Annotated in this window: 9 protein-coding genes; 7 read left to right on the top strand and 2 right to left on the bottom strand. The window is 56.6% G+C overall.

Features of this window, described 5'->3' with window-relative positions:
- The first annotated feature begins 89 nt into the window (after positions 1 to 89).
- Both gntK and gntU read left to right on the top strand, forming a co-directional pair.
- Positions 90 to 617 carry a gluconokinase gene (gene gntK, locus SOM82_RS19380; protein WP_154128044.1) on the top strand — a complete coding sequence of 176 codons (528 nt, stop codon included), beginning with the start codon at positions 90 to 92 and terminating at the stop codon, positions 615 to 617.
- A 3-nt stretch (positions 618 to 620) separates the two neighbouring features.
- A complete protein-coding gene (gene gntU / locus SOM82_RS19375; RefSeq protein WP_100778573.1) occupies positions 621 to 1961 on the top strand; it encodes a gluconate transporter in 1341 nt (446 codons plus the stop codon).
- Between the two features lie 92 nt (positions 1962 to 2053).
- Here the strand turns inward: gntU and SOM82_RS19370 are convergent, their stop codons facing one another.
- Both SOM82_RS19370 and yhgN read right to left on the bottom strand, forming a co-directional pair.
- On the bottom strand, positions 2054 to 2494 hold the full coding sequence (locus SOM82_RS19370; RefSeq protein ID WP_320460986.1) for a hypothetical protein: 441 nt from the start codon (positions 2492 to 2494) through the stop codon (positions 2054 to 2056).
- A 640-nt stretch (positions 2495 to 3134) separates the two neighbouring features.
- Complete coding sequence (yhgN, locus tag SOM82_RS19365) at positions 3135 to 3731, bottom strand: NAAT family transporter YhgN (protein ID WP_154128039.1); 597 nt, start codon at positions 3729 to 3731, stop codon at positions 3135 to 3137.
- Positions 3732 to 3906: 175 nt separating this feature from the next.
- Here yhgN and asd point away from each other — a divergent pair, with 175 nt between their 5' ends.
- The 5 genes from asd to glgA all read left to right on the top strand — a co-directional run bounded on the left by asd (position 3907) and on the right by glgA (position 12160).
- Positions 3907 to 5013 (top strand): aspartate-semialdehyde dehydrogenase, encoded by a 1107-nt coding sequence (asd, locus tag SOM82_RS19360; protein WP_320460985.1) that lies wholly within the window; start codon positions 3907 to 3909, stop codon positions 5011 to 5013.
- 241 nt (positions 5014 to 5254) lie between these two features.
- A complete protein-coding gene (gene glgB, locus SOM82_RS19355; protein WP_154128036.1) occupies positions 5255 to 7441 on the top strand; it encodes a 1,4-alpha-glucan branching enzyme in 2187 nt (728 codons plus the stop codon).
- A complete protein-coding gene (gene glgX, locus SOM82_RS19350; RefSeq protein ID WP_320460984.1) occupies positions 7438 to 9411 on the top strand; it encodes a glycogen debranching protein GlgX in 1974 nt (657 codons plus the stop codon). The genes glgB and glgX overlap by 4 nt, the downstream gene beginning before the upstream one ends.
- A gap of 17 nt (positions 9412 to 9428) precedes the next feature.
- Positions 9429 to 10724, top strand: coding sequence for a glucose-1-phosphate adenylyltransferase (gene glgC / locus SOM82_RS19345; RefSeq protein ID WP_154128032.1), 1296 nt, complete (start codon positions 9429 to 9431; stop codon positions 10722 to 10724).
- Positions 10724 to 12160: a glycogen synthase GlgA gene (gene glgA / locus SOM82_RS19340; protein WP_320460983.1), complete on the top strand. Its 1437-nt coding sequence runs from the start codon at positions 10724 to 10726 to the stop codon at positions 12158 to 12160. The genes glgC and glgA overlap by 1 nt, the downstream gene beginning before the upstream one ends.
- The last annotated feature ends 11 nt before the right edge of the window (positions 12161 to 12171 follow it).

Raw genomic sequence — 12171 nt, 5'->3', positions numbered from 1 at the left:
GCGCACGTTTGGATATTGCTTCTCTTATGCCCCGGCAGGACAATGTTACCGATAACTGTTACCCGTAACAATTGACTGAGGGACACCCTTTGAGCACGACGAATCACGATCACCACGTTTACGTCCTGATGGGCGTTTCCGGTAGCGGTAAATCAGCCGTTGCCAGCGAAGTGGCTCACCAGCTTCATGCCGCATTTCTTGATGGCGATTTTCTCCATCCGCGCTGCAACATCACCAAAATGGCCGCAGGCGAACCGCTGAACGACGACGATCGTAAACCGTGGTTGCAGGCGCTCAACGATGCCGCTTTCGCGATGCAGCGCACCAATAAAGTGTCGCTGATCGTCTGTTCCGCGCTGAAAAAGTCCTATCGCGACCTGCTGCGTGACGGTAACCCGAACCTCTCCTTCATCTATCTGAAAGGGGATTTCGAGGTCATTGAAAACCGCCTGAAAGCGCGCAAAGGCCACTTCTTTAAAACTCAGATGCTGGTTACGCAATTCGACACGCTGCAAGAGCCGGGCGCGGATGAAAGCGATGTTCTGATCGTCGATATCGATCAGCCGCTGGACGGTGTTGTTGCCAGCACCATTGAGGTCATTAATAAAAGGCAGTAAGTTTTGAGTACTTTAACGTTAGTGTTAACGGCAGTCGGCTCCGTTTTGCTGCTGCTGTTTTTAGTGATGAAGGCGCGTATGCATGCCTTCGTTGCGTTGATGGTGGTTTCTATTGGTGCAGGTCTCTTTTCCGGTATGCCGCTCGATAAAATCGCCGCGACGATGGAAAAAGGGATGGGAGGCACGTTGGGTTTCCTGGCGATTGTGGTCGCACTGGGCGCCATGTTTGGCAAGATTTTGCATGAGACGGGCGCGGTCGATCAGATTGCCGTCAAGATGCTGAAGTCATTCGGTCACAGCCGCGCACATTATGCGATTGGTCTGGCGGGTCTGATTTGCGCGCTGCCGCTGTTCTTCGAAGTGGCCGTGGTGCTGCTGATTAGTGTGGCATTTTCGATGGCGCGCCACACGGGCACCAACCTGGTTAAACTGGTCATTCCGCTGTTTGCGGGCGTGGCGGCGGCCGCAGCGTTCCTGCTGCCTGGGCCTGCGCCGATGCTGCTGGCGTCTCAGATGCACGCCGATTTTGGCTGGATGATCCTGATTGGCCTGTGCGCCGCGATCCCGGGGATGATTATTGCCGGGCCGCTGTGGGGCAACTTTATCAGCCGTTACGTTGAGCTGCACATTCCTGACGACATCACCGAGCCGCACCTTGGCGAAGGCAAAATGCCGTCCTTCGGTTTCAGCCTGTCGCTGATTCTGCTGCCGCTGGTGCTGGTGGGTCTGAAAACCATCGCCGCGCGCTTTGTGCCGGTCGGTTCCAGCGCCTACGAATGGTTTGAGTTTATCGGCCATCCGTTCACCGCGATTCTGGTCGCGTGTCTGGTGGCGATTTATGGCCTGGCGATGCGTCAGGGGATGCCGAAAGACCGTGTGATGGAGATCTGCGGCGCGGCGCTGCAACCGGCGGGGATTATTCTGCTGGTGATCGGTGCGGGCGGCGTGTTCAAGCAGGTGCTGGTTGATTCCGGTGTGGGTCCGGCTCTGGGCGAAGCGCTGACGGGAATGGGCTTACCGATTGCCGTGACCTGCTTTGTGCTGGCCGCAGCGGTGCGTATTATTCAGGGTTCTGCCACGGTAGCCTGTCTGACTGCGGTCGGCCTGGTGATGCCGGTGATTGAACAGCTGAACTACTCCGGCGCGCAGATGGCGGCGCTGTCTATCTGTATCGCGGGCGGCTCTATCGTGGTCTCCCACGTCAACGACGCCGGCTTCTGGCTGTTCGGTAAATTTACCGGCGCGACCGAAGCACAAACCCTCAAAACCTGGACGCTGATGGAAACCATCCTCGGCACGACAGGGGCGATTGTCGGGATGATTGCGTTTTCGCTGCTGAGTTAAGTGCGATGTTAGTCGGGAAGGCGGCTACGCCTTACCCGACCAATAAATCCGCGACATACAGGCCGGGTAAGCGCAAGCACTACCCGGCTTTTTTACAGCGGCTCTAAACCTTCTTCAGTCCGTAGCCAGCGCGGCGCTTTCAGCCTGTCACTGTAAAACCCCACCAAATCCAGCAGTAAATCTCCCGCCACTCTCTCATCACTTTCTGATAACGAATGAGCCAACAGCATTTGCGTTAACAGCTGGCAGTAACGCCCGAGTTGATCGCTTTCCGGCTCGAAGACGGGCGGGTCCAGCGGCAGGTCATCCACCGTCAGGCTCGCTTTCAAATGTTGCGGAACCGGCTCCAGCAGCGTCGGTTGCAGCAGGGCGAGGCAGGCTGATAAGCGCCCGCACAGCGCCAGCTTTTGCGCCGGATCGCCGCACTCTACCAGCGCTTCAACAAACCGCTCGCAGTTATCGGCCAGCTCGATGAAATCGGTGTGATGATTGAATGAGGTGGTGAATAAAGCGTGAGAAAAGGCGTATCCCATAAATAATAATCCTCAAGTGAGAAGTGATGATGAGGTTATTCAGGGGACCAACCCTGACGCCTGATTTTGCAGGCGTGGCGAGAAGATACTGCTTTGCTGATTGGGTGGCAAGAGAGGCTCTGGAAGGCGGCTCGCAGAAACGGGAATTAAATATCAGCAATGCGGGTAGCCAGGTGTGTAATCAACCGTCAGCGGGTCTTTTGGTCCGGCTGTAAATCGCTGAGTCGTTGACCAAAGGCCGGGGCGACGCGCAGGGATGCGCGGAGAGGGCGTGACCTGCATGGATGCAGGATCGCGCCCTACCCGAAGCCGGAGGGAATAAGACGAAGGAACCGCGGAGCGGCGATTTTCTTGCCGGGAGCCGGGATTGTTAAGGGGGCGGCGATAGCCCCCTTAACACGTTCACGGATTCTGTAATGACAGAGACGCTGAGTTCGTAAGGTGAACGGAACGGGCTTCTGAGCCGTATATGCCCCCTCACCCTTGCCCTCTCCCCAAAGGGGCGAGAGGATAGACCCCCCTTAGCCTGGCTCGCTCCCCAAAGGGGCGAGGGGATAGAGCCCCCCTCACCCGACCCTCTCCCACAGGGAGAGGGTGCAAACACTAAAAAGGCAACCCTGCGGTTGCCTTTTGCTTTTACCTAGCCTTTCATCCACGCCCGAATCCCATCCAGGAACATCTGCGTCGCCATCATCACCAGAATTAATCCCATCAGACGCTCCAGCGCGTTAACCCCTTTCTCGCCCAGCAGTCTTAAGAACAGCGACGATTGCAGCAAAATGACAAACGTTCCGCCCCAGGCCAGCAGCAGAGCAATCACCAGATGCCCCATCTGATTAGGGTACTGGTGCGACAACAGCATTAATGTGGCAAGAATGGTTGGCCCGGCGACCAAAGGGATCGCCAGCGGCACGATAAACGGCTCTTCACCCGCAGGCAGACCGCTGCTGCTGCCCCCGTCAGCGCTGGGGAAAATCATCTTAATCGCAATCAGAAACAAAATGATGCCGCCGGAGATGGAGACGGTTTCAGCGCGCAGGTTCAGGAACGCCAGAATCTTTTCGCCCGCAAACAGGAAGATAAACATCAGCAGCAGCGCGATAAGCAGCTCGCGGATCATGATCGCCCGACGACGCTTTGGCTCGGTGTGCTTCAGCACCGACATAAAGATAGGCAGGTTCCCAAGCGGGTCCATTATCAGGATCAAAAGCACCGCTGCGGAAAGGATTTCAGTCATTTTATTTATCCCTGATAAACTCTGTGGTTTCTGTCGTAATTAGTGGTATTACTGATCGCAGCGCAATCATTGATTAATTTCACTTGCGACTTTGGCAGCATTTTGTAATGTGAAGGTTACACCCGTTGGATACGGGTTGACATAAACAGCACACACCTCTGCAGGAACACACGCTATGAAAAACGTTGGTTTTATCGGCTGGCGCGGTATGGTCGGCTCTGTACTCATGCAACGCATGGTTGAAGAGCGCGATTTTGACGCCATCCGCCCGGTCTTCTTCTCCACTTCCCAGTTCGGGCAAGCAGCGCCCGCGTTTGGCGGCGCGTCTACGGGCACGCTTCAGGACGCCTTTAATCTGGAAGCGCTGAAGGCTCTCGATATTATCGTGACCTGCCAGGGCGGCGATTATACCAACGAAATCTATCCAAAGCTTCGTGAAAGCGGCTGGCAGGGTTACTGGATTGACGCCGCTTCTTCTCTGCGTATGAAAGACGACGCGATCATTATTCTCGACCCGGTAAACCAGGGTGTGATCACCGATGGCCTGAACAACGGCGTGAAAACCTTTGTCGGCGGTAACTGTACCGTCAGCCTGATGCTGATGTCGCTGGGCGGCCTGTTCGCACAGGACCTGGTCGAGTGGGTTTCCGTGGCTACCTATCAGGCGGCATCCGGCGGCGGCGCGCGTCATATGCGTGAACTGCTGGCGCAGATGGGGCAGCTTCACAGCCACGTCGCTGACGAGCTGGCGAACCCGGCATCGGCCATTCTGGATATCGAACGTAAAGTCACAGCGCTTTCTCGCAGCGGCGATCTGCCGGTCGATAACTTCGGCGTGCCGCTGGCCGGCAGCTTGATCCCGTGGATCGACAAACAGCTCGATAACGGCCAGAGCCGCGAAGAGTGGAAAGGCCAGGCTGAGACCAACAAAATCCTCAACACCTCTTCCGTGATCCCGGTTGACGGTCTGTGCGTGCGCGTTGGCGCGCTGCGCTGCCACAGCCAGGCCTTCACCATTAAACTGAAAAAAGAGGTGTCTATTCCGACCGTCGAAGAGCTGCTGGCTGCGCACAATCCGTGGGCGAAAGTCGTGCCAAACGATCGCGATATCACAATGCGCGAGCTGACCCCAGCCGCCGTGACCGGCACGCTGACCACGCCGGTCGGTCGCCTGCGTAAGCTGAACATGGGGCCGGAGTATCTCTCGGCCTTTACCGTCGGCGACCAGCTCCTGTGGGGCGCCGCCGAGCCGCTGCGCCGCATGTTGCGGCAGTTGGCGTAATAACGAGTTCAATACCGGGGGTGATTTTCACCCCCTTTTTTTTGCGTATTACAGGGAGTAAGCGCAAAGGGGTCAATTTTTATCAGGAGTCATTTCGTCGTTGGCTATGCTTTAAGGGAGAGTCATTTCTTACCTGAGGGTAGGACGGAGCAGAAGGAGGATAGGCTGCGCCGTTCAGGTCACATCAAAAGTCGCACCGGAGCGCTAAACAGGGCGACACTAAAAAAACAGGATGAACACCATGTCCGATCGTATTGATAGAGACGTGATTAATGCGCTAATTGCGGGTCATTTTGCTGACCCATTTTCTGTGCTGGGGATGCACCGTACAGAAGACGGACTGGAGGTCCGTGCGCTGTTACCTGACGCCACCGAGGTGTGGGTGATAGAACTTAAAACCGGTCGCAAGGTAGGCAAGCTGGAGTGCCTCGATTCGCGCGGTTTCTTTTCTGGCGTGATCCCTCGCCGTAAAAACCTGTTCCGCTATCAGCTCGCTGTGCTCTGGCATGGTCATGAAAACCTGATTGACGATCCCTATAGTTTTGGCCCGCTCCTGCAAGAGATGGACGCCTGGCTGCTCTCCGAAGGCACGCATCTTCGTCCGTACGAAACGCTGGGTGCGCACGCGGACACGATGGATGGCATCACCGGTACGCGTTTTTCGGTCTGGGCGCCGAATGCGCAGCGGGTGTCGGTGGTCGGGCAGTTCAACTACTGGGACGGGCGTCGCCACCCGATGCGTCTGCGCCGTGAATCCGGTATCTGGGAGCTGTTTATCCCCGGCGCGCATAACGGCCAGCTCTACAAATTCGAAATGATCGATGCCCATGGCAAGCTGCGTGTTAAAGCCGACCCGTATGCGTTTGAAGCGCAAATGCGCCCGGATACCGCCTCGTTGATTTGCGGTCTGCCGGAGAAAGTCACCCAGACAGAAGCGCGCAAGCGGGCTAATGACTTCGATGCGCCGATCTCTATTTATGAAGTGCACCTCGGCTCGTGGCGTCGCCACACGGACAACAATTTCTGGCTCAGCTATCGCGAACTGGCGGATCAGCTGGTGCCGTATGCCAAATGGATGGGTTTTACCCATCTGGAACTGCTGCCGATTAATGAGCATCCGTTCGACGGCAGCTGGGGCTATCAGCCGACCGGGCTTTACGCGCCGACGCGCCGCTTCGGCACGCGCGATGATTTCCGCTATTTCATCAATGCCGCCCATGCCGCCGGGTTGAGCGTGATCCTCGACTGGGTGCCGGGCCACTTCCCGTCGGATGATTTTGGTCTGTCTCAGTTTGACGGCACCAACCTGTACGAGCACAGCGATCCGCGCGAAGGCTTCCATCAGGACTGGAATACCCTGATCTATAACTATGGCCGCCGCGAAGTGGCAAACTATCTGGTGGGCAACGCCCTGTACTGGATAGAACGCTTCGGCATCGACGCCCTGCGTGTCGATGCGGTGGCGTCGATGATCTATCGCGACTACAGCCGCAAAGCGGGCGAGTGGATACCAAATGAGTACGGTGGTCGCGAAAACCTCGAAGCCATTGAGTTCCTGCGCAGCACCAACCGCATTCTGGGTGAACAGGTCGAAGGCGCGGTGACGATGGCGGAAGAGTCGACCGATTTCCCTGGCGTTTCGCGCCCGCCGTCAATGGGTGGCCTGGGCTTCTGGTACAAGTGGAACCTCGGCTGGATGCACGACACGCTCGATTACTTCAAGCTCGACCCCATCCACCGCCAGTATCACCACGATAAGCTGACCTTCGGGATGCTCTACAACAACACCGAAAACTTTGTCTTGCCTCTCTCGCACGACGAAGTGGTCCACGGCAAAAAATCCATTCTTGACCGCATGCCGGGCGACGCGTGGCAGAAGTTCGCCAACTTGCGTGCTTATTACGGCTGGCTGTTCGCCTTCCCGGGCAAAAAACTGCTGTTCATGGGGAATGAGTTCGCTCAGGGCCGTGAATGGAATCATGATGCCAGCCTCGACTGGCATCTGCTGGAGGGCGGTGACAACTGGCATCATGGCGTTCAGCGCCTGGTGCGCGATCTCAACCTGACGTATCGCCATCACAAAGCGCTGCACGAGCTGGATTTCGACCCGTATGGATTTGAATGGCTGGTGGTCGACGATCACGAGCGTTCGGTGCTGATTTTTGTGCGTCGTGATAAAGCCGGTAACGAAATTATTGTCGCCTGCAACTTTACGCCAGTACCGCGTCCGCATTATCGCTTTGGCATTAATCAGCCAGGCCGATGGCGGGAAATCCTGAATACCGATTCCAGCCATTACCACGGCAGCAACGCGGGTAATGGTGGGATTGTGCATAGCGACGAGCAGGAAAGCCACGGCCGCCAGCACTCGCTCAGTATTACGCTGCCGCCGCTCTCCACGCTGTGGCTGGTTCGGGAGGGCGAATGACGCAACTCACGGCCGGTAAATCCGCACCGCCCGGAGCCAGTTTCGATGGTCAAGGGGTCAACTTCACTCTGTTTTCCTCTCATGCGGAACGGGTAGAGCTTTGTGTGTTTGACGGCGAAGGCAATGAATATCGCTACGACCTGCCAGAGCGCAGCGGGGATATCTGGCACGGCTATCTGGCGGATGGCAGACCGGGTTTACGCTACGGTTTTCGCGTGCATGGGCCCTGGCAGCCGGATCGGGGGCTGCGATTCAATCCGGCAAAATTGCTCGTTGATCCTTGCGCGCATCGCGTGGAAGGGGACGTAAAAGATGACCCCCTTTTCCTGGATGGCGATAACGCCCCCGACCCTCGCGACAGTGCGCCTGTTGCGCCAAAAGGCGTGGTCGTGAGCGATACGTACGACTGGGAAGATGACGCGCCGCCCGCCACGCCGTGGGGCCGGACCGTGATTTATGAAGCCCACGTCAAAGGCCTGACTTACCTGCATCCGTCTATTCCGCAGGAGATCCGCGGAACCTATAAAGCGCTCGCTCATCCGGTGATGATTGCGTATTTGAAGCATCTCGGTATCACCGCCCTGGAGCTGCTGCCGGTGGCGCATTTTGCCTCCGAACCCCGTTTGCTGCGGCTTGGGCTGACCAACTACTGGGGCTACAACCCGTTGGCCATGTTCGCGCTCGATCCCCGTTATGCCTCGCATCCTGATAAAGCCCGGGATGAATTCCGTGATGCGGTGAAAGCGCTCCATCAGGCCGGAATTGAGGTCATTCTTGATGTGGTGCTGAACCACAGCGCGGAACTGGATCTCGACGGGCCGACGCTCTCGATGCGCGGAATCGATAACCGTAGCTATTATTGGATCAGGGAAGATGGTGATTATCACAACTGGACCGGTTGCGGTAACACGCTCAACCTCAGCCATCCTGCTGTAACGGACTTCGCGCATGCCTGCCTGAAGTACTGGGTCGAGACTTACCATATTGATGGTTTTCGTTTTGACCTGGCCTCGGTGATGGGCCGTACGCCGACATTTAGCCAGCAGGCTCCGCTGTTTGAGGCGATTAACAACTGTCCGGTGTTATCGCGCGTGAAGTTGATCGCCGAGCCGTGGGATATCGGGGATGGTGGTTATCAGGTGGGGAATTTCCCGCCGCCGTTTGCGGAGTGGAATGATCAATTTCGCGATGCGGCACGCCGTTTTTGGCTCGAAAGAAGTTTGCCGTTGGGCGAGCTGGCCGGGCGCGTTTCTGCATCCAGCGATGTGTTCAAACACAACGGCAGAAAACCGTCCGCCACCGTCAATCTGGTGACGGCGCACGACGGATTCACCCTGCGCGACTGCGTTTGTTTCAATCAGAAACACAATGAGGCAAACGGCGAAGAAAACCGCGATGGGACTAACAATAACCATAGCTTTAATCATGGTATAGAGGGGTTAGGGGGAAGCGAGGATGTCATTGAGCGGCGACGCGCCAGCAAGCATGCGCTGTTGACGACATTACTGCTTTCGCAAGGGACGCCGATGCTGCTGGCGGGTGATGAACATGGCCACAGTCAGCACGGCAATAACAACGCCTACTGTCAGGATAACGCGTTAACCTGGCTTGACTGGGCGCAGTGCAACAGCGGATTAACTCACTTTACCGCTGCGTTGATTCACCTCCGGCAGACCATTCCTGCGCTCACTGCGGATCAGTGGTGGGAGGAGGGGGACGGGAACGTCCAGTGGTTAAATAAAGCGGCGCAACCGCTCAGTGCGCAAGAGTGGCAGAACGGTATCCCATGTCTGCAAATCCGGCTTTCGGATAACTGGCTTATCACGTTAAACGCGACGCACGAGGTCGTGGAGTTTGTTCTACCTGACGGGGAATGGCGCTCTATTCCTCCATTTGCCGGAGAGGATAATCCGGTGGTAATGGCTGTCTGGCATGGGCCTGCACAGGGAGTGTGCGTTTTCCAAAGATGATAAAAAAGGAGTTAGTCATGGTGAGATTAGAGAAGAACGATCCCTTGATGTTGGCGCGCCAGTTACCCTTAAAAACGGTCGCGCTGATACTGGCTGGCGGACGTGGTACCCGTCTGAAAGATTTGACCATCAAGCGCGCCAAGCCTGCCGTTCACTTTGGTGGTAAGTTCCGCATTATTGATTTTGCGTTATCTAATTGTCTTAACTCCGGGATCCGCCGTATCGGTGTGATCACGCAGTATCAGTCGCACACCCTGGTGCAGCACATCCAGCGCGGCTGGTCATTTTTCAGCGAAGAGATGAACGAGTTTGTTGATCTGCTTCCGGCGCAGCAGCGCGTGCATGGCGAAAACTGGTATCGCGGAACGGCCGATGCGGTGACGCAAAACCTCGACATCATTCGCCGCTACGGCGCGGAATACGTCGTGATCCTGGCGGGCGACCATATTTACAAACAAGACTACTCGTACATGCTTATCGATCACGTCGAAAAAGGGGCGCGTTGCACCGTGGCGTGCATGCCAGTGCCCGTTGCTGAAGCGACGGCATTTGGCGTGATGGACGTTGACGAGAATGACAAGATTATTGATTTTGTCGAGAAGCCCGCCAATCCGCCGACTATGCCGACGGATGCCACCAAATCGCTCGCCAGCATGGGGATCTATATCTTTGATGCTGATTATCTTTACGAGCTGCTGGAAGAAGACGACAAGGATGAAAATTCCAGCCACGACTTTGGCAAAGATATCATTCCCAAAATCACCAAAGCTGGCATGGCCTATGCACATCCTTTCCCGCTCTCCTGTGTGCAGTCGGATCCGGATGCCGAGCCTTACTGGCGCGATGTTGGCACGCTGGAAGCGTACTGGAAGGCCAACCTGGATTTAGCCTCCGTTACGCCAGAACTTGATATGTATGACCAGAACTGGCCGATTCGCACCCATATGGAGTCGCTACCGCCGGCGAAATTTGTGCAGGATCGTTCAGGTAGCCACGGTATGACGCTGAACTCTCTGGTGTCGGGTGGCTGCATTATTTCGGGTTCTGTGGTGGTGCAATCGGTCCTCTTCCCGCGCGTGCGGGTGAACTCCTTCTGCAATATCGATTCGTCGGTGCTGCTGCCGGATGTATGGATCGGGCGTTCATGTCGTTTGCGCCGCTGTGTTATCGACCGTGCCTGCATTATTCCGGAAGGCATGGTGATTGGGGAGAATGCGGAAGAAGATGCTCGCCGTTTCTACCGCTCAGAAGAAGGCATCGTACTGGTTACGCGCGAAATGCTGCGCAAACTGCAGGTCAAACAGGAGCGATGATGCAGGTTTTACATGTATGTTCTGAGATGTTCCCGCTGCTGAAAACGGGCGGGCTGGCGGATGTACTCGGTGCGTTACCGGCGGCACAAATAGCAGAGGGCATTGATACGCGCGTGTTATTGCCCGCTTTTCCCGATCTCCGCCGTGGCATACCTGATGCTCAGGTCGTCAGCCGCCGCGATACGTTCGCCGGGCGTATCACGTTGCTGTACGGACACTACAATGGCGTCGGCATTTACCTGATAGATGCGCCGCGTTTATACGATCGTCCAGGGAGCCCGTACCACGACACCAACTTATTTGCCTATACCGATAACGTGCTGCGTTTTGCGTTGCTCGGTTGGGTGGGGGCCGAAATGGCGGTCGGTCTTGATCCGTTCTGGCGGCCCGACATTGTGCATGCGCATGACTGGCACGCCGGGCTGGCACCGGCTTATCTGGCGGCGCGCGGTCACCCGGCAAAGTCGGTCTTTACGGTTCATAACCTGGCGTATCAGGGCATGTATTACGCCCATCATATGAATGACATCGATCTGCCATGGTCGTTCTATAACATGCATGGGCTGGAATTTAACGGTCAAATTTCGTTTCTGAAGGCAGGGCTGTATTACGCCGATCACATCACGGCGGTCAGCCCGACCTATGCGCGGGAAATTACCGAACCAGAATTTGGCTACGGCATGGAAGGGCTGTTGCGTCAGAGGCACCGCGAAGGGCGCCTGTCAGGCATTCTTAACGGCGTGGATGAAAAAATCTGGAGCCCGGAAACCGATCTTCTGCTGGCCTCGCGCTATAACCGCGATTCGGTGGAAGACAAAGCCGAGAACAAGCGCCAGCTGCAGATTGCGATGGGATTAAAGGTAAACGACAAAGTGCCGTTGTTTGCCGTGGTCAGCCGCCTGACCAGCCAGAAAGGGCTGGATCTGGTGCTGGAAGCCCTGCCGGGCTTGCTGGAACAGGGCGGCCAGCTGGCGCTGCTGGGCGCGGGGGATCCGGTGTTGCAGGAAGGTTTCCTTGCCGCGGCAGCCGAACACCCGGGCCAGGTCGGCGTTCAGATTGGTTATCACGAGGCGTTTTCCCACCGCATTATGGGCGGCTCGGATGTGATTCTGGTGCCGAGCCGGTTTGAGCCGTGCGGCTTAACCCAGCTGTACGGACTCAAGTACGGCACGCTGCCGCTCGTGCGTCGCACCGGCGGACTGGCGGACACTGTTTCGGATACGTCACTGGAAAACCTGGCGGACGGCGTTGCCACCGGATTTGCCTTTGAAGACAGCAATGCCTGGTCGCTGTTACGGGCGATCCGGCGAGCATTTGTATTATGGTCGCGCCCATCGTTATGGCGTTTTGTACAACGTCAGGCGATGGCGATGGACTTTAGTTGGCACGTTGCGGCGCAGTCCTACCGCGATCTTTATCAACGCTTGATGTCATAAGGCGGAGTCAC

It is taken from the genome of Lelliottia sp. CFBP8978, assembly GCF_034046055.2.
In the GTDB taxonomy this organism is placed as follows: Bacteria; Pseudomonadota; Gammaproteobacteria; order Enterobacterales; family Enterobacteriaceae; genus Enterobacter.
Note: the sequence above shows the minus strand (reverse complement) of the source record. Positions and strands in the feature narration are given on the sequence as shown.

Bases quoted from the DNA above. Each gene is read 5' to 3' on its own strand.
- SOM82_RS19370 (WP_320460986.1), bottom strand. From the start codon at position 2,494: ATGGGATACGCCTTTTCTCACGCTTTATTCACCACCTCATTCAATCAT.
- yhgN (WP_154128039.1), bottom strand. From the start codon at position 3,731: ATGACTGAAATCCTTTCCGCAGCGGTGCTTTTGATCCTGATAATGGAC.
- asd (WP_320460985.1), top strand. From the start codon at position 3,907: ATGAAAAACGTTGGTTTTATCGGCTGGCGCGGTATGGTCGGCTCTGTA.
- glgB (WP_154128036.1), top strand. From the start codon at position 5,255: ATGTCCGATCGTATTGATAGAGACGTGATTAATGCGCTAATTGCGGGT.
- glgX (WP_320460984.1), top strand. From the start codon at position 7,438: ATGACGCAACTCACGGCCGGTAAATCCGCACCGCCCGGAGCCAGTTTC.
- glgC (WP_154128032.1), top strand. From the start codon at position 9,429: ATGGTGAGATTAGAGAAGAACGATCCCTTGATGTTGGCGCGCCAGTTA.
- glgA (WP_320460983.1), top strand. From the start codon at position 10,724: ATGCAGGTTTTACATGTATGTTCTGAGATGTTCCCGCTGCTGAAAACG.